Origin of the sequence: Bacteroides faecium, from assembly GCF_012113595.1 — a bacterium.
Classification (GTDB): Bacteria; Bacteroidota; Bacteroidia; order Bacteroidales; family Bacteroidaceae; genus Bacteroides; species Bacteroides faecium.
The window spans coordinates 5,703,090-5,725,973 of record NZ_CP050831.1 but is presented as its reverse complement, the minus strand read 5'-3'; the positions used below and the strand labels follow the sequence as shown (position 1 = coordinate 5,725,973).

Genomic DNA, 22,884 nt, shown 5'->3' with positions numbered 1-22,884 from the left:
TTTAACTCTTTTAGATTAGACAATATACTATGTTCTATTTGATTGTTTTATAGTCGTTAGATTTATTCTATTGCTCCGGACAAAATCCGTTTTTATAAAACAGATAACTTTCTTCTATCGCATCGGCAGTATCGGCTTCTAATGCATATAATATTTCCCTGCAAAACTCCAGTTGCCCGGTTCCGTTGGCAGTTACGATATTTCCGTCTCTTGCAGCTTGTTTATTGATGTAATTAGAATCACCTGTATATTTATCTCCGGCATATTGTTTAAGATAGTCGATTGTATTGCTGGTGTGCTTTACTTCATTAAGAAAACCATGCATACCAAGAAAAACGGAAGCATTGCATATTCCGGCAACTAACTTTTTCTCTTTGACAGCTTTTTTTACTAGTGGAACTATCAACTCAGCTTCAGGTGAGAACCAGCTCATACCACCGACTAATACCAGCCCCGCATAATCTTCCGGCATATCTTTTAGTTCATAGTCGGGCAGCACTTTGAATCCGCCTATTGAACTAACAGGCTCTTTGGTTATCGATAAGGTTTTTACTTTATAAGTAATGGGGTTTCCGGGCTTGACTCCCTGATTCAAACAAGTGGCTATATATGCGCCTTCCCAGTCGGCGAATCCTTCTAAAATTACAAATATTACTTCTTTCATATAAACTTCTATTTTTTTTGCGTGTACAAAGATACTATATTTAATTGACTTTTGTAGTAGTAATACATGTTATTAGGCATAAAATAATATAATTCACCTAATAAGTTTCTATATCATGGATAATAAATGATATATTTGTGATAAAATCTCAAATAATACGATTAAAGTATGATTATTCAATTTACAATAGGAAACTTTCTATCATTCAAAGAGCAATCTACATTGTCATTATTAGCATCTGCTTTGAAAGAAATACAGGTTCCGGCTGAAGATATAATCTTTGATGTAGGGACTGCTGGATTATCATTAATGAAGAGTGCGGTTGTTTACGGTGCTAATGCGTCCGGTAAATCCAATTTCATTAAGGCGTTAGAGTTTTTTAAGTGGTATGTAATAAACTCGTCGAAAGATATTCAAGCAGGAGAACGTGTCAATATAGAAAGTTTCCGGCTAAATTCGGTTACTACGAGTGAACCGAGTTTTTTTGAAGCCATATTCTGTGATGAAGATAATCAATATCGTTACGGATTTGAAGCTGATAATTCATTGGTACATTCTGAATGGCTCTATCAGAAAGCTAATAAGAAGAGGGCGAAGGAGGTGGAATTATTCTATCGTGAAAAAGATAACTTCGATATTCATACAAAGTTTGTTGTAGGTAAAGAGCTTGCGGGTAAACGAATGGTAAGAGCAAATGCATTGTTACTCTCAGTTGCGGCTCAATTCAATGAACCGACAGCAGTAGAGATAATGAAATGGTTGAACGATACTACTATTATTTCAGGTTCTAATGATGAAAAGATATGGAGTTCTGCAACAATTCAACTGGATGATATCCGAATGAAACAGAGGATTGTTGAGTTTTCTCGTTATGCCGATTTAGGTATTGAGAATATTGAAAAAATAGATAATACTATTGTTAGTACACATACGCAATACGATGATGAAGGGCGTGAAGTAAAAACTATAACTTTTCCATTCAGGAAAAATGAATCGGAAGGTACAATAAAGTATTTTTCCTTGGCATATCCTATTATTGATGCTTTGGATAATGGAAAGCGCCTTATTATAGATGAATTTGATTCTAAAATGCATCCGCTTCTTACATGTAGAATTATTGCTTTATTTAATTCAAAAGAAACAAATCCGAAAAATGCCCAATTAATTTTCACTACTCATGATACGAACTTATTGAGTGCTAATATATTCCGACGTGACCAGGTTTGGTTTACGCAAAAAAGTCGCTATGGAGCAACGGAACTTTATTCCTTGGCGGAGTATAAAGTACGTAATGACGCTTCGTTTGAAAAAGACTATTTATCCGGAAAATATGGGGCAATTCCTATTGTTGGAGATTTAACCCGTTTATTCAATACCCAAGAAAATAAACAATGACCGCTACGAAAAGAAAAAATGTAAATCCACGCATCGAGAGAAAAATAGTTCGAATAAGTGGTGTGCGTGAGGTAAAACAAACGTTTCTGATTATTTGTGAAGGAGCTAATACTGAACCGGACTATTTTAATGCTTTTCGTTTGACTTCTGCTAATGTGAAAGCCGTTGGTCAAGGTATGAGTACATTGGCTTTAGTGCAAAAGGCTATCAGTATAAGAGAATGGGAAAGGCAAAAAGGGAGGACGTATAATCAGAACTGGGTTGTCTTTGATAAAGACGATTTTCCTGAAAATGATTTTAACTCTGCTATCCTATTAGCACGCCAAAAAGGTTTCGAAGTGGCTTATAGTAATCAAGCTTTTGAATTTTGGTTTTTGCTTCACTTTAATCTGTATCAGGGAGCTTTACATCGTTCCAGGTATGAAAGTATGCTTACAGCCTTACTTGGATTTCCTTATACAAAGAGAGCTGAGGTAAGTTCTAAAATGTTTAATGCTTTGTTCTCTAAACAGGAACAGGCTATTAATCACGCTAAAACTATCATGAAACAATTTGATGGAAGTAATCCGGCACGATATGAGTCTTCTACTACTGTGTATTTGCTGGTAGAAGAATTGAATAAATTCTTATAACCTTATTAAATTCCTGTATTAGATTTGGTAATAATAACAGGTTGGTTAACATCTTGAATTTATTTTGATTACATGGTGTCCGATTGCTGGTAGAAGGGTGTCTATAATATCCACCTAAAAATATACTCTTTTATGTTTTCCATTTAGATAGCCTTTATTGTTAAGTATAAACAGGTGTCATATATGAGTGGTTTTTATTGACAGGTATTATAATTTAGTTCATAATACCTGTCGATTGATACATTATTTCAATAAAGGCAACTGGCTCAACATGTTTTTTATTCTGATAGCAGTGCGGGGCATTGCTTCTGCAACAGTCAAACCAACAATTTCTTTTTCTGCTGCAATATCATTTATCACACGTATTACCTGTTCCATTTTCATACCATTAGGGTCTGTGCCGACAGCAGCAATGATTTCGGCAGGGTCTAATACATCCATATCAAAATGAATCATCACTTTTGAAGCTCCACAAGATTTTAACCATACCCGAATAGCATCACTATTTTCTGCAACTTCTTCCCCCGTAATATCCTTGATGCGATATTGCTTTTGACGAACTTTAATTTCATCGCGTTCCCAATTCCGTAATCCGACAAATAAGATTTTAGACGCGTCCATTTTTGCCGGCAAAGATGAAATAATTTGTTTTTCACCATATCCCATACAAGCTGTAACAGCCATGGCATGATAGCCGGAATAAACATCACCGGGTAGTGTAATATCAGGATGAGCATCTATCCAAATCATTGCTACGTCATTTTTATACTTATCAGCAAGATAAGTAAACGGAACGACACTCACTGAACATTCGCCGCCAAGCGTCACTATTTTGTCCGGATTGGTGGTGCGAAGCATCTCCAATGCAGTTTTCGTTTGTCTCAGAATAATATCACGGTCTGTTACTCCGTCTGTTATTTCCCTGTCAGTCACTTCAGTAGATATAGGTACGGTCAATGTTTCTTGCCCTGTATCAGGAGCAAGAAAATTTAATAATTGTGCCCCCAAATAATACCCTCTCGAAGCATCTGCCGGATTATCTTTTAGCTCCGTTATTTGGTCGGCAACTCTGGCGCCTTGCCATTGTGGGTAAATCAAACGGATTGTTGATGATTTCTTTTCCATACTTTGATGATTTAACTTGTGCATTAGAAGTTTATTACTTTGCAAAAGTATATACTTTATCACGATACTACAAGTATGGCTAAATTATTCATATACTGTTAAATTTATCACTATACTTATGAAAATGCATATACTATATAAATACTATATTTGCAGCAAGAAATCAAAATTATAAACTTATGTACGAAAAGAAGATACCTTTTGATATCGATTGTGGAATTAGAATTGCAATGGAAGTAATTAGTGGTAAATGGAAAAGTTGCATCATATTTGAATTGAGTAACGGTGCAAAACGTCCCAGTGAAATACATAGACTATTCCCTGAAGCTAACTCACGTGTCATTAATCAGCAATTGAAAGAATTGGAAATGCATGGGATAATAGAAAAGAAGATATTTGCGGAACTTCCGCCTCATTCGGAATATTCCATAACTCCACTAGGCAGAACATTATTACCGATAATTGAAAAGTTGGAAGAGTGGGGGAATAGCTTTCGTCCGAATATGAAGAAAATGTTGGGTATGGAAGAATAGTGTGTAATTCTTTGGACTGTTTGGTATTGTGTGGTTGTTTGAGTTGGTGCAAAAAACAAAATCCTTCTGGACTAATCCAATAATCCAAGCTTTCTGGCATATTCAATGGCTTCGATTATGTTGTCAGCATTCATTTTTCGCATTATATTTTGACGGTGTTTATTTACGGTATGAATACTTACTGACAGACGATCGGAAATTTCCTTGCTAAGCATACCCGATTTTATTAAAAGTAATATTTCTTTTTCTCTTGGGGTAAATTCAATAAGTTCTTTTTCCTCGAATTTATTTAAAGGCAGAGTTTCGCCAGTGATAAAGTTTACTACTTGAATCTTGATGTTATCTAACGGTGCAGTATTAGGGGATAGATCAGCAATACCCATTACAAGCCAGGGAACGCCATTTTCATCTAACTCCAATACCTGATGTTGGCTGATGATACGAACATATTTATTGTATGAATTTAGAATTCTAAATTCATAAACAAGCTTATATTCTAAAATCTTATTCGTTTGAGTTGTATGTAAATACTCAAATAATCTCTGCTGTGTATTACTCAATACAATTAAATCTTCCGGATGTATGCGGGATTCGAAATAGTTTTTTTCTTTATTCTGGAATTCTAATGTATCTGGATTATATCCGAAGAAACGAATGTAACTATCTGACAAGTAAAGGTATTTCACATGTTGGTCTACAACAAACACATAACTGTTATTTACTTTAGCAAGCAGTTCAATATGCCTTTTATGAGCTTCCCATATCTTTTGTTTTTTTTCTGCATTCATGGTCGCATATTTTAATATAGCTAAAATTAGTAATTGTCTGACTTAACAAATGATACTAACTTTGTGCAAAAGTAAACGGAATATTTTTTAATCCTCAAAAATAAGAAAATGAAAAACATAGGGAAAGCAATAACAAGTATTTTTATAAATACTCTTTTAAATAGTTGCTCTGTAGTAAGCATAATAACACAAAGTCCAGGAAACCTACCCCCTCTACTGGATAAAGCAGGGAAAAATATAACTAATTCTATCTCTGAAAAAGGGAGAGTGGGTATTAATGGGGTTTCGCAAGGCTTTTTCATTCGTGGTGAGAATTTAGAAAATCCTATAATATTATACTTGCACGGTGGTGTTCCTGAACTACCTTTTATTCTTCCACGTGAGAGTCAGGAAAGGTTAGAAAAGTATTTTACTGTATGTTATTGGGAGCAGCGATATGCAGGGATGTCATACGATAAATCAATCAATTCCGTTAGTTTCACTCTCGAACAGATGATTGATGATGTTTATAAAATGACAAAATATCTCCAGCATCGTTTTATGAAAAACAAAATATATTTGGTGGCTCACTCGTGGGGGACTTACCTCGGAGTTAAGTCCATAGAAAAATATCCGGATGAATATACTGCATACATAGCCATAAGTCAAATAACAAATCAGTTAGAGTCTGAACGTCAGGCTTACGACTATTTACTTCAATATGCATCTGCTATTGGAGATACTAAATCAGAAAAAGAGCTGAAAAGGTTTGATTGTAAAGCAGAGGATTTCCCATGCTATGATTATCTGACTTCAATACGGTCTGAACTGTTAGAAAAATACGGAGTTGGGACATTACGGGAAAAATCTTCAATGTCAAAACTAGTAAGCGATGTTTTCAAGTTTAAAGGATATACTATTTCAGAGAAGATTAACTTTGGATGTGGCTCTAAATTTCACACGAGATATCTTTTTCCCTATCTGTTTGTAGATAATCTTTTTACGTCATCAATATCTTTTAATCTGCCTGTCTATTTCCTGCATGGAAAATATGATAAAACGGTATCATACACGTTAGCCAAAAAATATTTTGGGGTTGTCAATGCTCCACGCAAAGAATTTATTTCATTTAAGAACTCGGCGCATTCTCCTAATATGGATGAAGCAGAAGAATTTTCACTTATAATGCAAAAAATATTGGAACAAACAAAATAATGAAATACTTCTCATTCATAGGTATGTTATAAATACATATTATATTAACCTTTGAAAAGTAGGAGTTGGCAGAACGTTTGGGCGGAAAAGATAATAAAAAAACACCCGAAAAAGCCATTTATGGGTACTTTTTCGGGTGTCTTTTTTGTAACTACCTTATAATAAGGCTTTGTTGCGGTGCGTACGGGACTCGAACCCGTGACCCCATGCGTGACAGGCATGTATTCTAACCAACTGAACTAACGCACCAAATTTTATATAGACTAACTCATTATTATTTCTTTCCGCCTCTCTATTAAAGAAGCGGTGCGTACGGGACTCGAACCCGTGACCCCATGCGTGACAGGCATGTATTCTAACCAACTGAACTAACGCACCAGAATTTCATTTTGTTAATCTGCATCTCTCTCGATTGCGGGTGCAAAGGTAGTTCTTTTTTATAAATCTGCAAGCGTTTTGGGAAAAGTTTTTTTCAAGAAAAAACGAGAAAAACGCTTAGTGTCTCATTTTGAGTACTTTTGTAATGAAAAAAAATATTGTTTTTTCTTCTCTTCGGATAGTGACGCTATCCGGTTGTCATAGTGACGCCATCACGATAGGATAGTGTCACTATCCGAAGTCGATAGCGTCACTATCCTGAAGTTTGTCATTCTATTCATAGAAAATAGCTCCCGAATTCTTTCTATCTGTAAGAAATCCCCGTTTTTATATCAACTTTCTGCTTGAATAATTCGTAATTTTGCAATAAATCGTTATTTTTGCGGACTAAAATTAGAAAGGTGGAAAATAATTCCGCCTGGAATCGTAAATTAGTAGAAAGAATGATGACAACAGCCAAACTGTTATTGCACTGTCCCGACAAACCGGGAATCCTTGCGGAAGTAACAGACTTTATTACGGTAAACAAAGGAAATATTATCTATTTGGACCAATATGTAGACCATGTAGAAAACATATTCTTCATGCGTATTGAATGGGAATTGAAAGACTTCTTAGTTCCCCAGGAAAAGATTGAAGATTACTTCAGGACACTTTACGGCCAGAAATACGAAATGGATTTCCGCCTTTATTTCTCGGATGTGAAACCGCGTATGGCTATTTTCGTTTCCAAGCTGTCTCATTGTCTTTTCGATATGTTGGCTCGTTACACCGCCGGCGAATGGAATGTGGAGATACCTCTTATTATAAGCAACCATCCCGATTTGCAACACGTGGCCGAACGTTTCGGTATTCCTTTCTATCTGTTTCCTATTACAAAAGAGACAAAAGAAGAACAGGAACGCAAAGAAATGGAACTGCTTGCCAAACATAAGATTACATTTATCGTACTGGCACGCTATATGCAAGTAATCTCCGAACAGATGATTAATGCTTATCCGAATAAGATAATCAATATCCATCACTCTTTCCTTCCTGCGTTCGTAGGGGCGAAACCTTACCATGCAGCCTTCCAAAGAGGTGTGAAAATTATCGGAGCGACCAGCCATTACGTGACAACAGAGTTGGATGCAGGTCCAATCATCGAACAGGACGTAGTACGCATCACTCACAAAGATGCTATTGAAGACCTGGTAAATAAAGGAAAAGACCTTGAAAAAATCGTTCTTTCCCGTGCCGTACAGAAGCACATTGAACGCAAAGTCTTGGCTTATAAAAATAAAACAGTAATATTCAGCTAATGAAAGTAGCAGTCGTAAAATACAATGCCGGTAATATCCGTTCTGTGGATTATGCTTTGAAGCGGTTGGGAGTGGAAGCAGTGATTACTGCCGATAAAGAAGAACTCCAGTCGGCCGATAAAGTAATCTTCCCCGGAGTAGGAGAGGCGGAAACTACCATGAACCACTTGAAAGCGACAGGACTGGACGAATTGATAAAGAACCTGCGCCAGCCTGTATTCGGAATTTGTCTCGGCATGCAATTGATGTGCCGTTATTCCGAAGAAGGGGGAGTGGACTGTTTTAATATCTTCGATGTGGACGTGAAACGTTTTGTTCCGCAGAAACATGAAGATAAAGTACCGCATATGGGCTGGAATACCATCGTAGATACGAATAGTAAACTCTTCGAAGGATTCACCGAAGAAGAATTTGTCTACTTCGTACATAGCTTCTATGTTCCGACTTGTGAATTTACTGCCGCTACGACTGATTACATTCATCCGTTCAGCGCGGCGTTGCACAAAGATAATTTTTATGCCACCCAGTTTCACCCGGAGAAAAGCGGTAAGACGGGAGAGAAGATTCTGACGAACTTCCTGAATCTATAATAAACTATGTCGCCGTTTATAATAAACTCCACCATAGTTTATAATAAACTCGTTCATCGTTTATAATAAACTTTTTGAGGGGCGGTGGAAGTGGTGCTGAACAAGTTAGGAAAGAAATAAGTAATAAAAGAATAGTAATTTGTCAAATAGCAAATAAATAGATGATAGAAATTATTCCAGCCATTGATATTATTGACGGAAAGTGCGTACGCCTTTCCCAGGGAGACTACGATAGCAAGAAGGTGTATAACGAGAATCCGGTAGAAGTTGCCAGGGAGTTCGAAGCGAACGGCGTTCGCAGACTTCATGTGGTCGATTTGGACGGTGCTGCTTCTCACCATGTAGTCAACTATCGTGTGTTGGAACAAATTGCTACACATACCTCGCTTGTGATAGACTTCGGCGGTGGAGTGAAAAGCGACGAAGACTTGAAAATAGCCTTTGAAAGCGGCGCGCAGATGGTGACAGGCGGAAGCATTGCTGTGAAAGACCCCGCACTGTTTACTCATTGGTTGGAAACATACGGCAGTGAGAAGATAATCCTGGGAGCAGACGTCAAAGACCATAAGATAGCCGTCAATGGCTGGAAAGACGAAAGCGCCTGCGAACTATTCCCATTCCTCGAAGATTATATGACGAAAGGAATACGAAAAGTAATCTGCACCGACATTAGTTGTGACGGAATGTTGAGCGGCCCTTCCATTGATTTATATAAAGAAATGCTTGCCAAATTCCCCGACCTCTATCTAATGGCGAGTGGCGGAGTAAGCAAGATAGATGATATTATCGCCTTGGACGAAGCCGGTATCCCCGGAGTCATCTTTGGTAAAGCGTTGTACGAAGGACATATCACATTGAAAGATTTAAGAATATTTCTGTAAGCTGTCAAACATACGAGGACATACCTGCTCAAAGCACAGATTTAAATTGTCAACTAGTAAATAAAATAGGATTGTGTTAGCAAAAAGAATTATCCCTTGTCTTGACATTAAAGACGGGCAAACAGTAAAAGGAACGAACTTCGTTAATTTGCGCCAGGCCGGTGACCCGGTAGAACTGGGGCGGGCTTATAGTGAACAAGGAGCAGATGAACTTGTTTTCCTTGATATTACTGCAAGCCACGAAGGACGCAAGACCTTTACCGAACTGGTCAAGCGGATTGCGGCAAATATCAACATCCCGTTTACCGTAGGTGGCGGAATCAACGAATTGAGCGATGTAGACCGTTTGCTGAATGCCGGAGCAGATAAGATTTCAATCAACTCTTCCGCTATCCGTAATCCGCAACTGATTGATGAAATCGCCAAGAACTTCGGTTCCCAAGTCTGTGTACTGGCAGTAGACGCCAAGCAAACAGGCCACGGATGGAAATGCTACCTCAACGGCGGTCGCATCGAAACCGATAAAGAACTGATGGCATGGACAAGAGAAGCACAGGAACGTGGTGCAGGTGAAATCCTGTTCACGAGCATGAACCATGACGGCGTAAAGACCGGTTATGCGAACGAAGCCCTTGCTTCACTCGCCAACCAGCTCTCTATTCCAGTCATCGCTTCCGGCGGAGCGGGTTGTAAAGAACACTTCCGCGACGTATTTTTGCAAGGAAAGGCAGATGCGGCGTTGGCAGCCAGCGTTTTTCATTTCGGAGAAATCAAAATTCCCGATTTAAAATCGTATCTTTGCAGCGAAGGTATTGTAATGCGTAAATAGTAAATTAAGATATTAAATAAAATGGAATTGGATTTTGACAAAATGAACGGACTTGTTCCGGCTATCATACAAGACAACGAGACGCGTAAAGTCTTGATGCTGGGTTTCATGAACCAGGAAGCCTATGACAAAACGGTAGAAACAGGAAAAGTAACCTTCTTCAGCCGTACCAAGAACCGCTTGTGGACAAAAGGTGAAGAAAGCGGTAATTTCCTTCATGTCGTTTCCATCAAAGCCGATTGCGACAATGACACCCTGCTGATTCAAGCAAACCCAGTAGGTCCGGTTTGCCACACAGGTACAGACACTTGCTGGGGCGAGAAGAACGAAGAACCGGTAATGTTCCTGAAAGCATTGCAAGACTTCATCGACAAACGTCACGAAGAAATGCCGGAAGGTTCCTATACAACCAGCCTGTTTGAATCCGGCGTCAATAAGATGGCGCAGAAAGTAGGCGAAGAAGCTGTAGAAACTGTGATTGAAGCAACCAACGGGACAGACGAACGTCTGATTTACGAAGGAGCCGACCTGATTTACCACATGATTGTATTACTCACTTCAAAAGGCTATCGCATCGAAGATCTTGCACGCGAATTGCAGGAAAGACATAGCAGTACCTGGAAGAGACATTGATTCAATTAGAAATTAAAGATTAAAAATAGAAGTCTGCATGGGCGACGAGGCGTTGATACAATATAAGAACGTAGAAATCCATCAACAGGAACTCTGTGTGCTGAATGATGTCAATCTTGAACTGCACAAAGGCGAGTTCGTCTATCTGATAGGAAAAGTAGGCTCCGGAAAAACGAGCTTGCTCAAAACTTTCTATGGCGAACTGGACGTAATGGATGGTGAGGCAGAAGTGCTGGGCTATAACATGCGTTCCATCAAACGCAAGCATATCCCGCAGCTACGCCGGAAATTAGGCATCGTATTTCAGGATTTCCAGTTGCTGACAGACCGCACCGTTTACAACAACCTCGAGTTTGTGCTTCGTGCCACAGGCTGGAAAAACAAACAAGAGATAAAGGAGCGTATTGAAGAAGTGCTCGACCTGGTAGGAATGTCCAACAAAGGCTACAAACTGCCCAATGAACTTTCCGGCGGCGAACAGCAACGCATCGTGATTGCACGTGCCGTACTCAACTCCCCGGCTATCATCCTGGCGGACGAACCGACCGGAAACCTGGACGTAGAAACAGGAAAATCCATTGTAGAGTTATTGCACAATATCTGTGAATCCGGCTCATCCGTAGTGATGACGACGCACAACCTGCAATTGCTGAAAGAATATCCCGGCAGGGTATATCGTTGTGCCGACCATCAGATTGTAGATGTCACCGACGAATACATGCCCCGTCAGAGAACAATAGAAATAGATTTAAATATAGATAACTAAAACAGTAACGAAAATGAAAGTTTTAAAGTTTGGAGGAACTTCCGTAGGTTCTGCTCAACGCATGAAGGAAGTAGCCAAATTGATTACCGATGGTGAACAGAAGATTGTTGTCCTTTCAGCTATGTCAGGCACGACAAACACATTGGTGGAAATTTCGGACTATCTGTATAAGAAGAATCCGGAGGGTGCCAACGAGATTATCAATAAGCTGGAATCTAAATATAAACAGCACGTTGATGAACTTTTCGCAACCCAGGAATATAAACAGAAAGGTCTTGAAATCATCAAGTCTCACTTCGACTACATCCGTTCCTATACGAAAGACCTTTTCACTTTGTTTGAAGAGAAAGTGGTCTTGGCACAGGGCGAACTCATCTCTACGGCTATGGTGAACTTCTACCTGCAGGAATGTGGCGTGAAGTCCGTATTGCTTCCGGCTTTGGAATTCATGCGTACTGACAAGAACGCAGAGCCGGACCCTGTATATATTAAGGAGAAGTTGCAGACTCAGCTCGACCTCTATCCTGATATGGACATCTACATCACGCAAGGTTTCATCTGCCGCAACGCTTACGGTGAGATAGACAACCTGCAACGTGGTGGCAGCGATTACACCGCATCCCTGATTGGAGCAGCAGTGAACGCTTCTGAAATCCAAATTTGGACAGACATCGACGGCATGCACAACAACGACCCGCGCATTGTGGACAAGACAGCCCCGGTTCGTCAGCTTCATTTTGAAGAAGCGGCCGAGTTGGCTTACTTCGGTGCAAAAATCCTGCACCCGACTTGTATCCAGCCTGCCAAATATGCCAATATCCCCGTGCGCCTGTTGAACACCATGGACCCGGAAGCTCCCGGCACATTGATTTCCAACGACACGGAAAAAGGCAAAATCAAAGCAGTAGCCGCCAAAGAAAACATCACAGCTATCAAAATCAAATCCAGCCGTATGTTACTGGCTCATGGTTTCCTGCGTAAGGTATTCGAAATCTTCGAAAGCTACCAGACTTCCATCGACATGATTTGTACGTCAGAAGTAGGTGTGTCCGTTACGATAGACAACACCAAGCATCTGAATGAAATCCTCGATGACCTGAAGAAATACGGAACAGTGACCATTGACAAAGATATGTGTATCATCTGCGTTGTAGGTGACCTGGAATGGGAAAACGTCGGTTTCGAAGCAAAAGCGCTCGACGCGATGCGCGACATACCGGTGCGAATGATTTCTTTCGGTGGAAGTAACTACAACATCTCCTTCCTCATCCGGGAATGTGATAAGAAGACAGCATTACAGTCGCTGAGCGACATGCTTTTCAACAACAAATAATTCCACAAATAACATGAGCGCTTTTACCAACCTGATAAAAGCGCTCTTTTTAACTAACTAAACAAGTTTTTCGAATTATGAAAGGAATATTTCCAATCGATAAGTTCCGCACTTTGCAGACCCCTTTCTATTATTACGATACCAAGGTGCTGCGTGATACATTGTCGGCTATAAACCACGAGGTTGCCAAATATCCTAATTATTCAGTGCATTACGCTGTCAAGGCCAATGCCAACCCGAAAGTACTGACCATCATCCGTGAGAGCGGCATGGGAGCCGACTGCGTGAGCGGTGGAGAAATCCGTGCGGCTATCCGTGCCGGATTCCCCGCAAACAAAGTTGTTTTTGCCGGAGTAGGCAAAGCCGACTGGGAAATCAACCTCGGCCTGGAGTACGGCATCTTCTGCTTCAATGTAGAATCCATCCCCGAACTGGAAGTCATCAACGAACTGGCTGCCGCACAAAACAAGATAGCCAATGTCGCCTTCCGTATCAACCCCGATGTAGGTGCGCATACTCATGCCAACATTACCACCGGACTGGCTGAAAACAAATTTGGTATCAGCATGCAGGATATGGACAAAGTGATTGACGTGGCTCTCGAAATGAAGAATATCAAGTTCATCGGACTCCACTTCCATATCGGTTCGCAGATTCTCGATATGGGTGACTTTGTCGCCCTCTGCAATCGTGTCAACGAACTACAGGATAAACTGGAAGCCCGGCGGATTCTAGTGGAACATATCAATGTGGGCGGTGGACTCGGCATTGATTACGGACACCCCAACCGTCAGGCAATCCCGAACTTCAAAGAATACTTCACAACCTACGCCGGACAACTGAAACTGCGTCCCTACCAGACACTGCATTTCGAATTAGGACGCGCGGTCGTTGGGCAGTGTGGTACATTGATATCCAAAGTACTGTATGTGAAACAAGGGGCGAAGAAAAAATTCGCCATCCTCGACGCCGGTATGACCGACCTGATTCGTCCCGCCCTCTACCAAGCCTACCATAAAATGGAAAATATTACATCCGAAGAACCGGTAGAAGCTTATGACGTAGTAGGTCCTATCTGCGAATCGTCCGATGTTTTCGGAAAGGCGATAGACTTGAACAAAGTGAAGCGCGGCGACCTGATAGCCCTTCGCTCTGCAGGTGCATACGGTGAAATCATGGCATCCGGCTACAACTGCCGCGAGCTCCCGAAAGGATATACTTCCGATGATTTGGTGTAATTAAAAAATGAGTAACCACGCCCAAAGTGTGAATGTAATTTAAAAATGCAGAGGGCGTGGAACAATTTTAACTGAAATCTTGTTATTTTTGTAATGAGTTCAATAGGAAACTACATTAACAACTTAATAAAAAATACGATTATGATTTCAGAAAAATTACAAAAGGCAATCAATGAACAGATTACAGCTGAAATGTGGTCTGCTAATCTGTATTTGGCAATGTCTTTCTACTTTGAGAGAGAAGGTTTCAGTGGATTTGCACATTGGATGAAGAAACAATCTCAGGAAGAAATGGGACATGCATATGCTATGGCCGATTATATCATCAAACGTGGTGGAATTGCGAAAGTTGACAAAATAGACGTTGTGCCTAACGGCTGGGGAACTCCGCTGGAAGTGTTTGAACACGTTTACAAACACGAATGTCATGTATCTGCCCTGGTAGATAAATTGGTTGACGTAGCTGCTGCTGAAAAAGATAAAGCAACTCAGGATTTCCTGTGGGGATTTGTTCGCGAGCAGGTAGAAGAAGAAGCTACTGCGCAAGGAATTGTTGATAAGATTAAGAAAGCTGGTGACACCGGAATTTTCTTTGTTGACTCACAACTAGGACAACGCTAACAGACTGCAAACTAGGAAAGTAGTTTATATATACAAGAAGCTGTTCAGGGCAATCCGGACAGCTTCTTTTTTTTCACTTATTTAGCTTATATTCAAAAAATAGACTACCTTTGTCTTTGAGAATAAGAGAGATATTAGTTCTGATATATATAGAGAAAAGAGCGTGAACAGAGGACTTGTTAGATTATTACCTATATTTTTGTTAATACTTTTAGGGGTGAGTAGTTGTTCTAAAAAAGAAGAACGACGCATCCTGGTCGTCCATTCCTATGAAGAAAGCTATGATGCTTATCCCGATTTCAATCGGATGATAGCAGAGCAGTTTAAAAAAGAGAAAGTAGACGCAGACATCCGTACCGTTTATTTAGACTGTGAGTCCTACTGGGAAGAACCGGAATTGGAGCGTATGCGCTTTCTGGTTGATTCCATCTCTAAAGACTGGAAGCCGGAAATAATCCTGGTAAATGAAGACCAGGCCACCTATTCATTGATGAAATGCAATGTCCCCCTTGCTAAAGAAATACCCGTCGTTTTCGGCGGAGTCAATTACCCGAATTGGGGACTGTTGAAATACCATCCCAATGTGACAGGTTTCCATGATAAGATTGCCTTTAATGAAAATGTCGAAGTAGCAAAAGCACTGTTCGGGTCGCGCGTCCGTATGTTTACTATGCTCGATACCACCTATATTGACCGGAAAATCAGAGCAGACGCCAAAGAGCAGTTTCAGGGTCACAAAGTGACCGGATTCATAGATAGTTCGACTGTCTCCCCGGAAGAACAAATACGTTTGAGCGAAGAAGAGGGGTACACGCGCTTTATGGCTATCCCTTTGCGAAACAGCAGAAATCAGTCTGATGCCAACCTGATGTGGATTCTGAACAAAAACTATCGGGACCAATGCTATATCCAGTTGAAACGCGACTTCACCACCATTAATATTGGAAGTATCTGCGTCAGCCCCAGCCTGACAGCCATCAATGAAGCCTTCGGCTACGGTGAAAAATTATTGGGTGGCTACATGACTACACTGCCCATCCAGGTGGAAGAAGAAGTGAAAACTGCCGTTCGCATCCTGAATGGCGAGCGTCCGCAAGATATACCTATCTCTGAAAGCAGGAAAGAATATGTTGTCGACTGGAAAACAATGAAACAGATAGGACTGAGTAAAGACAGGATACCTGCTCATTACAAAATAGTCAATATTCCTTTTAGCGATGAATATCCTCTGTTGTGGAGCATCACAGTCGCTTCCCTGTTCCTGTTCCTAATCATTCTTTTGGCTTATTTCTGGTGGCTTTACCTTCGTGAGCAGGCAAGAAAGAAACAGGCTCTTGCCGCATTGGCCGACGAAAAAGAAAATCTGTCTTTAGCCATTGAAGGTGGAACGACCTATGTATGGAAGCTGGATAAAGAGCATTTTATCTTCGAAGATGCTTTTTGGAAAGCACAGGGATTGACTCCCAAGCCAGTCTCATTTCATGAACTGCTCAACTTTGTACATCCCGACCATTGGGGAAGTGTGAAGATAAGCTGGCAAAACCTGAAAAACGCACGGAAGAAGATTGCTCATCTCCGCTGTAGCTTCGATGGTAAAGAATACCAATGGTGGGAATTTCGCTATACCACCACCATGTTGCCCAGTGGCGAATATAGGACAGCCGGTCTGTTGCTCAACGTACAAGAGATAAAAGACCGTGAAAGAGAACTGGAAGCTGCGCGCCTGCTGGCGGAGAAAGCCGAACTGAAACAGTCTTTCCTTGCCAATATGAGCCACGAGATACGTACTCCGCTCAATTCCATTGTCGGCTTCGCCAATATTCTCGCAGTAGACGAAACGCTGAATACGGAAGAGCGGCAAGAGTACATTGACACTATCAACAAAAATAGTGAGCTATTGCTTAAATTGATAAACGACATCCTCGAACTATCCCGTATCGAATCCGGCTATATGTCTTTCACTTACCAAAGATGCCGTGTGAAGGATTTGATTGACGACATCTACATGACTCATCAGGTATTGATAGCTCCACGCCTGGATTTCTTGAAAGAAACCCATGAACTGCCTTTAGAAATAAATGTAGACAGAGAACGTCTGATACAAGTACTGACTAACTTCCTGAACAATGCCGGAAAGTTTACGGAAAGAGGATACATCAAGTTGGGCTACGATTATCTGCCGAATGAAGGAAAAGTCCTGATTTACGTGGAAGATACCGGACGAGGCATCCCTCAGGAAGAACAACGGATGATTTTCAGCCGTTTCTACAAACAGAACGAGTTTTCACAGGGGGCGGGATTGGGATTATCTATCTGCCAAGTAATTATAGAAAAACTGGGCGGTAAGATAACACTCCAATCGGAAGTAGGCAAAGGAAGCCGTTTTACGGTCATTCTCCCTTGTTGGGTAGAGTCTTGAAAGTCTTTCAAAATCTTGAGTCTTTTTAATGAAATAGGACTAAGGAAGCAGGATTACTTTTTATTTTTCCCTTTCTCCATCGCTCCCAGATAAATTTCCAATGAACGGGTAGAAATCTGTATTTCCCGGAAAGATACGCCGAGAGAAGCGATAAGCAGAAGCAAAGCCACCCCAAACACATAAGCGGAGAGCAGTTGCAACCCAATATAAATAAAGAACATACTGACTACACAGAGAAACAGGCTTGCAATTCCCAATCCCTGCATGGTGCGTGTGAGGTTCAATCGTTTCCGTAAATTCTCGATTTGCGCTACGGTGATATCCGTAGGATTCTCCATATAGCGGTCACGCAGTTGGCGAACAAGCTGTGCGTACGATAAAAACCGGTTGGTATAAGCCAATAAAATCAGAGAAACTGCCGAGAAAAGCAGGGCAGGAGTAGTGAGAGTCAATTCTTCCATAATCTATTTTTTATAGTCAAGTAGAGAGTAGCAGTTCAAAATTCATCTTATAAAAGAGAAATTTCAGGCACGGATTACACGGATTTCACGGTTTTAGAAATATGCTTGCATAAAGCAACAGCGTAATCCGTGTAATCCGTGCCTAAAATATATATCCCGCAAGGAAACCTTGCTCCGGCGCTACGCCGTCGGCAGTACGCCAAGCTCTTTACCTACTTTGATAAAGGCGGCTATACACTTGTCGAGATGTTCCTTCTCGTGTCCTGCGGAAATCTGCACACGGATACGAGCCTGATCTTTCGGAACTACCGGATAATAGAATCCCGTCACGTAAATACCCTCTTCCTGCATACGTGCAGCATAAATCTGTGACAACTTCGCATCATACAGCATCACGGCACAGATAGCACTTTGAGTCGGCTTGATGTCAAATCCGGCAGCCGTCATCTTGTCACGGAAGTAATTTACATTCTCCACGAGCTTGTCATGCAGCGCATTGCTCTCTTTCAGCATCTTGAATACCTCAAGACTTGCACCGATAATGCCCGGTGCCAATGAGTTAGAGAACAAATACGGGCGGCTACGTTGACGCAGCAAATCAATAATCTCCTTACGTCCCGTAGTAAATCCCCCCAGCGCACCGCCGAAAGCCTTGCCCAGCGTACCGGTATAAATATCCACGCGTCCGTGAGTCTTATATAATTCGCTTACTCCATGCCCCGTAGCACCCACTACGCCGGCAGAGTGAGACTCGTCTACCATAACCAGCGCGTCATACTTCTCGGCGAGGTCGCAAATCTGATCCATCGGAGCCACATTGCCATCCATAGAGAACACGCCGTCGGTAACGACAATGCGGAAACGTTGTGCCTGCGCCTCTTGCAGACATCTTTCCAAATCCTTCATATCAGCATTGGCATAACGATAACGTTTCGCCTTGCACAGGCGAACACCGTCAATAATAGAAGCATGATTCAGAGAATCCGAGATGATAGCATCCTCTTCAGTGAAAAGCGGTTCGAATACACCACCGTTCGCGTCGAAGCAGGCAGCATACAGAATCGTATCTTCTGTCTGGAAATAATCAGAAATTGCGGCTTCCAGTTCCTTGTGTATATCTTGCGTTCCGCAAATGAAACGGACGGACGACATACCGAATCCGCGTCGGTTCATCATTTCCTGTGAAGCCTTAATCAGTCGGGGGTGATTGGACAATCCCAGGTAGTTGTTAGCGCAGAAGTTCAGCACTTCTTTGCCTTTTACAGTGATGGCAGCTTGCTGCGCACTTTCGATCAGTCGTTCTTCTTTATAAAGTCCGGCTTCCTTAATTTCAGCCAATGTTTGGCTGAGGAATTCTTGCATTTTACCGTACATGGTGTTTATGTATTAAGTTAGATTGCAAAGGACATAATTTTTCTTGGAATAACAATGTCTTTTTGATTAAAATCTGAAAAAAAAGTGCTTACTTTGCGCACTATTTAAGCTTAATATTCTAAGTCAGAAGAAAAAATGAAACACATTTTGATTATTGGAGCTACCGGACAGATAGGTTCGGAGCTAACGATGGAGCTACGTAAACGTTACGGAAATGCAAATGTAGTAGCTGGTTACATCCCGGGTGCAGAACCTAAAGGTGAGTTGAAAGAATCCGGACCGTCAGCGATTGCCGACGTAACGGATGCGGAAGCGATAGCATCCGTGGTAAAAGAGTATCACATCGATACGATCTATAATCTTGCTGCGCTGCTGTCAGTCGTAGCAGAGTCGAAGCCTAAGCTGGCTTGGAAAATAGGTATCGACGGATTATGGAACGTACTGGAAGTTGCGCGCGAACAAGGATGCGCGGTATTCACTCCCAGTTCAATCGGCTCGTTCGGTGCTACTACGCCGCATACGCAAACCCCGCAGGACACTATACAGCGTCCGCGTACCATGTACGGAGTCACTAAAGTAACCACCGAGTTATTGAGTGACTATTACTTTAATAAATACGGTGTCGACACTCGTGCTGTCCGTTTTCCGGGCATTATCTCGAACGTGACACCACCGGGTGGCGGAACCACAGACTATGCTGTCGACATTTATTATTCGGCAGTGAAAGGAGAAAAATTCGTGTGCCCCATTAAACAAGGCACCTTGATGGATATGATGTATATGCCGGACGCGCTGAATGCAGCCATTACGCTGATGGAAGCCGACCCGACAAAATTGATACACCGCAATGCTTTCAATATCGCCTCTATGAGTTTCGACCCGGAGACGATTTATCAGGCAATCAAGAAGCATGTGCCGCAGTTCGAGATGGTTTATGACGTAGACCCTTTGAAGCAGCGCATAGCCGACAGTTGGCCTGATAGTCTGGACGATACCTGTGCTCGCCAAGAGTGGGGGTGGAAGCCGGCCTACAATTTGGAAAGCATGACGGTGGATATGCTTGAAAAGTTAAGAGAGAAACTGAAATAATGAAAAAACTAATTGCAGGGGTCATATTGCTCTGCATGTTGGGTTCTTGTGGTAACAAGAAAACCAAGATTGACCCCTTCGCATCTATTACCCAAGAAGTGGATTCAATCCGCCAACAGGCGGATTCTATCCATGGAGATGAATTGCCGGAAGAGCCGCAACCTATACAGGCTGACGAATCTTTCGACGATTTCATCTACAATTTTGCTTCCGATGATGCTTTGCAGCGTCAGCGTGTGAAATTTCCTTTGCCCTACTACAAAGGAGATGAAAAGTCGAATATCGAGGAAAAACACTGGAAGCATGACAACTTGTTTACCAAGCAGCACTATTATACGCTCCTGTTTGATAAAGAAGAAGACATGGATTTGGTAGGAGACACCTCACTCACATCCGTACAGGTAGAATGGATATTCGTCAAAACCCGGATGATGAAGCGGTATTATTTTGAGCGTATCAAAGGAGCATGGATACTGGAAGCAATCAATCTGCGCCCTATCGGGAAAAGTGACAACGAGAACTTTGTAGAGTTCTTCGGTCGTTTTGCCACCGATAGCATTTTCCAGAGCCAGCGTGTGCGTGAGCCGTTGGCTTTCGTCACCAGCGACCCGGACGACGACTTCTCCATCCTGGAGACAAGTCTCGACCTCAACCAGTGGTTTGCCTTCAAACCCGAACTTCCTTCCGAACGCCTTTCCAATATCAACTACGGACAGCGGAATGACGACAATTCCACAACGAAAATCCTGGCATTGAAAGGCATCGGCAACGGTTTCTCCAACATCCTTTATTTCTGCCGGAAAGCCGGAGAATGGGAACTGTGTAAGTTTGAAGATACAAGTATATAACCCTAAAACAGTATAGATGATGTACTCTCTTTTGTCTTACAATACATTCGGCATTGATGTCAGTGCCGCCCGTTTTTTAGAATATGCTTCCGTAGAAGAACTGCAACAACTGATTGCGCAAGGTGCCGTTACGACACCTTTTTTGCATATAGGCGGCGGCAGTAATCTCCTGTTTTCCAAAGACTATGACGGGCTGATACTTCATTCGCGCATCGAAGGAATCGAAGTGACGGAAGAAGATGCGCGCTCCGTATCCGTACGGGTAGGCGCAGGCATCGTATGGGACGACTTTGTGGCATACTGCGTGGAACGCGGATGGTACGGAGCCGAAAATCTCTCCCTGATTCCCGGTGAAGTGGGAGCGAGTGCCGTACAGAACATCGGAGCCTACGGCGTCGAAGTAAAAGACCTCATAACCGCCGTGGAGACAGTGAACATTCAGGGCGAAAAACGTGTTTACTCCGTAGAAGAATGTGAATATGCCTATCGCGACAGCCTTTTTAAGCGTCCGGAGAATAAGTCGGTCTTTGTCACCCACGTACGTTTCCGGCTTAGCAAAGAAGCGTATTACACACTGGACTACGGAACCATCCGCCAGGAACTTGACAAATACCCTGAACTGACGTTGCCGGTAGTCCGGAAAGTAATCATTGATATTCGCGAAAGCAAGTTGCCCGACCCGAAAGTCATGGGAAATGCCGGCAGCTTCTTTATGAACCCCATCGTCCCTAAAGAAAAACTGGCAGACCTGCAACAGGAATATCCGCGGATACCCTATTACGAACTGACGGACGGACGGGTGAAAATCCCTGCGGGATGGATGATAGACCAGTGCGGCTGGAAAGGAAAATCCCTCGGGCCTGCGGCTGTGCACGATAAACAAGCACTCGTGCTGGTCAACAAAGGCGGAGCAAAGGGGAGTGATATAATAGCACTTTCGGATGCAGTGCGGGCTTCCGTCCGCGAGAAGTTCGGCATAGACATTCATCCTGAAGTAAATTTTGTCTGATAACGAGAAATGAAAGTAAAAATCATAGGAAGTGGAACATCGACGGGAGTACCCCAAATCGGCTGCACATGCGCAGTCTGTACTTCTGCCGACCCGAAAGATAACCGTTTGCGTACATCCGCCATCGTTGAAACGGACGACGCACGGATACTGATAGACTGCGGTCCCGATTTCCGGGAGCAAGTATTGCATCTCCCTTACGAGCGGATAGACGGCGTGCTCATAACGCACGAACACTATGACCACGTCGGCGGACTGGACGATTTGCGCCCCTTCTGCCGTTTCGGTTCCGTGCCTATCTATGCCGAAGAATATGTGGCGAAAGCATTGCGCCTGCGCATGCCCTACTGCTTCGTAGACCATCGTTACCCCGGCGTGCCCGACATTCCTTTGCAGGAAATTGAACCGGGACAGCGCTTTTCCATTAACCATACTGAAATACTTCCCCTGCGCGTGATGCACGGCCGGCTGCCGATTCTGGGCTACCGCATCGGACAACTCGGCTATATCACCGATATGCTGACCATGCCCGAAGAATCTTTTGAACAATTAGCGGGAATAGATGTTTTGATAGTGAATGCACTTCGGATTGCCCCGCATCCTACCCATCAGAACTTGGAGGAAGCATTGGCAGTGGCGCGGCGTATTCAGGCAAAGGAAACTTACTTCATACATATGAGCCATGATATGGGCTTGCATGCCGAGGTTGAACGGAAACTACCGGACAATATTCACCTGGCATTTGACGGAATGGAAATTCATTTCTGATTGTCGGTGAAATTT

Annotated in this window: 22 protein-coding genes, 2 tRNA genes and 1 pseudogene; 18 read left to right on the top strand and 7 right to left on the bottom strand. The window is 42.3% G+C overall.

All coding sequences use genetic code 11. The features are described from left to right. Window positions 1-67: 67 nt before the first annotated feature. Window positions 68-664, bottom strand: a complete 597-nt coding sequence (locus BacF7301_RS21605; RefSeq protein WP_167966073.1) for a type 1 glutamine amidotransferase family protein — start codon at window positions 662-664, stop codon at window positions 68-70. 168 nt (window positions 665-832) lie between these two features. Between BacF7301_RS21605 and BacF7301_RS21600 the strand changes: the two genes are divergently transcribed. Together BacF7301_RS21600 and BacF7301_RS21595 are read left to right on the top strand one after the other, a co-directional pair. Then, window positions 833-2,059 (top strand): AAA family ATPase, encoded by a 1,227-nt coding sequence (locus BacF7301_RS21600; protein WP_167966071.1) that lies wholly within the window; start codon window positions 833-835, stop codon window positions 2,057-2,059. Continuing rightward, on the top strand, window positions 2,056-2,691 hold the full coding sequence (locus BacF7301_RS21595) for an RloB family protein (RefSeq protein WP_167966069.1): 636 nt from the start codon (window positions 2,056-2,058) through the stop codon (window positions 2,689-2,691). Before BacF7301_RS21600 ends, BacF7301_RS21595 begins: the two co-directional genes overlap by 4 nt. Before the next feature lie 243 nt (window positions 2,692-2,934). On the opposite strand, the pseudogene BacF7301_RS21590 reads toward BacF7301_RS21595, so the two are convergent. Further along, window positions 2,935-3,828: pseudogene (locus BacF7301_RS21590) on the bottom strand (arginase family protein); the annotation flags it as partial. A gap of 167 nt (window positions 3,829-3,995) precedes the next feature. Here BacF7301_RS21590 and BacF7301_RS21585 point away from each other — a divergent pair. Then, window positions 3,996-4,349, top strand: a complete 354-nt coding sequence (locus tag BacF7301_RS21585; RefSeq protein WP_209319469.1) for a winged helix-turn-helix transcriptional regulator — start codon at window positions 3,996-3,998, stop codon at window positions 4,347-4,349. A 71-nt stretch (window positions 4,350-4,420) separates the two neighbouring features. Here BacF7301_RS21585 and BacF7301_RS21580 read toward each other — a convergent pair whose 3' ends face one another. After that, window positions 4,421-5,137: a LuxR C-terminal-related transcriptional regulator gene (locus tag BacF7301_RS21580; RefSeq protein WP_167966066.1), complete on the bottom strand. Its 717-nt coding sequence runs from the start codon at window positions 5,135-5,137 to the stop codon at window positions 4,421-4,423. Between the two features lie 108 nt (window positions 5,138-5,245). Here BacF7301_RS21580 and BacF7301_RS21575 point away from each other — a divergent pair, with 108 nt between their 5' ends. Then, window positions 5,246-6,331: an alpha/beta fold hydrolase gene (locus BacF7301_RS21575; protein WP_167966065.1), complete on the top strand. Its 1,086-nt coding sequence runs from the start codon at window positions 5,246-5,248 to the stop codon at window positions 6,329-6,331. A 175-nt stretch (window positions 6,332-6,506) separates the two neighbouring features. Here the strand turns inward: BacF7301_RS21575 and BacF7301_RS21570 are convergent. Further along, a tRNA-Asp gene (locus tag BacF7301_RS21570) sits at window positions 6,507-6,580 on the bottom strand. Between the two features lie 55 nt (window positions 6,581-6,635). Continuing rightward, window positions 6,636-6,709 (bottom strand) — tRNA-Asp (locus BacF7301_RS21565). Between the two features lie 443 nt (window positions 6,710-7,152). On the opposite strand from BacF7301_RS21565, the gene purU reads away from it, so the two are divergent. From purU to BacF7301_RS21515, 10 genes are all read left to right on the top strand, one after another. Next, complete coding sequence (gene purU, locus BacF7301_RS21560; protein WP_004297049.1) at window positions 7,153-8,010, top strand: formyltetrahydrofolate deformylase; 858 nt, start codon at window positions 7,153-7,155, stop codon at window positions 8,008-8,010. Next, window positions 8,010-8,600, top strand: a complete 591-nt coding sequence (hisH, locus tag BacF7301_RS21555) for an imidazole glycerol phosphate synthase subunit HisH (RefSeq protein ID WP_044653158.1) — start codon at window positions 8,010-8,012, stop codon at window positions 8,598-8,600. The genes purU and hisH overlap by 1 nt, the downstream gene beginning before the upstream one ends. A gap of 161 nt (window positions 8,601-8,761) precedes the next feature. After that, on the top strand, window positions 8,762-9,481 hold the full coding sequence (gene hisA / locus BacF7301_RS21550; protein ID WP_167966064.1) for a 1-(5-phosphoribosyl)-5-[(5-phosphoribosylamino)methylideneamino]imidazole-4-carboxamide isomerase: 720 nt from the start codon (window positions 8,762-8,764) through the stop codon (window positions 9,479-9,481). Window positions 9,482-9,554: 73 nt separating this feature from the next. Further along, complete coding sequence (hisF, locus tag BacF7301_RS21545) at window positions 9,555-10,310, top strand: imidazole glycerol phosphate synthase subunit HisF (protein WP_167966063.1); 756 nt, start codon at window positions 9,555-9,557, stop codon at window positions 10,308-10,310. A gap of 21 nt (window positions 10,311-10,331) precedes the next feature. Continuing rightward, entirely contained in the window at window positions 10,332-10,943 is a 612-nt protein-coding gene (hisIE, locus tag BacF7301_RS21540; RefSeq protein ID WP_167966062.1) for a bifunctional phosphoribosyl-AMP cyclohydrolase/phosphoribosyl-ATP diphosphatase HisIE, read from the top strand. Window positions 10,944-10,980: 37 nt separating this feature from the next. Then, complete coding sequence (locus tag BacF7301_RS21535) at window positions 10,981-11,709, top strand: cell division ATP-binding protein FtsE (protein ID WP_167966061.1); 729 nt, start codon at window positions 10,981-10,983, stop codon at window positions 11,707-11,709. Window positions 11,710-11,722: 13 nt separating this feature from the next. Continuing rightward, a complete protein-coding gene (locus BacF7301_RS21530; RefSeq protein ID WP_167966060.1) occupies window positions 11,723-13,042 on the top strand; it encodes an aspartate kinase in 1,320 nt (439 codons plus the stop codon). A gap of 77 nt (window positions 13,043-13,119) precedes the next feature. After that, a complete protein-coding gene (gene lysA, locus BacF7301_RS21525) occupies window positions 13,120-14,280 on the top strand; it encodes a diaminopimelate decarboxylase (protein ID WP_167966059.1) in 1,161 nt (386 codons plus the stop codon). Between the two features lie 141 nt (window positions 14,281-14,421). Further along, on the top strand, window positions 14,422-14,901 hold the full coding sequence (locus tag BacF7301_RS21520) for a ferritin (protein WP_167966057.1): 480 nt from the start codon (window positions 14,422-14,424) through the stop codon (window positions 14,899-14,901). 163 nt (window positions 14,902-15,064) lie between these two features. Further along, the gene (locus BacF7301_RS21515) at window positions 15,065-17,320 is read left to right on the top strand and encodes a sensor histidine kinase (RefSeq protein WP_167966056.1); all 2,256 of its coding nucleotides are present in this window, start codon (window positions 15,065-15,067) and stop codon (window positions 17,318-17,320) included. A gap of 53 nt (window positions 17,321-17,373) precedes the next feature. Here the strand turns inward: BacF7301_RS21515 and BacF7301_RS21510 are convergent, their stop codons facing one another. Then, entirely contained in the window at window positions 17,374-17,781 is a 408-nt protein-coding gene (locus BacF7301_RS21510; protein ID WP_167966055.1) for a DUF2721 domain-containing protein, read from the bottom strand. A gap of 180 nt (window positions 17,782-17,961) precedes the next feature. Continuing rightward, window positions 17,962-19,155 carry a glycine C-acetyltransferase gene (gene kbl, locus BacF7301_RS21505; RefSeq protein WP_167966054.1) on the bottom strand — a complete coding sequence of 398 codons (1,194 nt, stop codon included), beginning with the start codon at window positions 19,153-19,155 and terminating at the stop codon, window positions 17,962-17,964. Window positions 19,156-19,290: 135 nt separating this feature from the next. On the opposite strand from kbl, the gene BacF7301_RS21500 reads away from it, so the two are divergent. From BacF7301_RS21500 to BacF7301_RS21485, 4 genes are read left to right on the top strand one after another with little or no spacing between them, the layout of a single operon-like run. Next, window positions 19,291-20,244: an NAD-dependent epimerase/dehydratase family protein gene (locus BacF7301_RS21500; protein WP_167966053.1), complete on the top strand. Its 954-nt coding sequence runs from the start codon at window positions 19,291-19,293 to the stop codon at window positions 20,242-20,244. Next, the gene (locus BacF7301_RS21495; RefSeq protein ID WP_167966052.1) at window positions 20,244-21,092 is read left to right on the top strand and encodes a DUF4348 domain-containing protein; all 849 of its coding nucleotides are present in this window, start codon (window positions 20,244-20,246) and stop codon (window positions 21,090-21,092) included. Before BacF7301_RS21500 ends, BacF7301_RS21495 begins: the two co-directional genes overlap by 1 nt. Before the next feature lie 19 nt (window positions 21,093-21,111). Continuing rightward, complete coding sequence (gene murB / locus BacF7301_RS21490) at window positions 21,112-22,101, top strand: UDP-N-acetylmuramate dehydrogenase (protein WP_167967275.1); 990 nt, start codon at window positions 21,112-21,114, stop codon at window positions 22,099-22,101. 9 nt (window positions 22,102-22,110) lie between these two features. Next, window positions 22,111-22,869, top strand: coding sequence for an MBL fold metallo-hydrolase (locus BacF7301_RS21485; RefSeq protein WP_167966051.1), 759 nt, complete (start codon window positions 22,111-22,113; stop codon window positions 22,867-22,869). The last annotated feature ends 15 nt before the right edge of the window (window positions 22,870-22,884 follow it).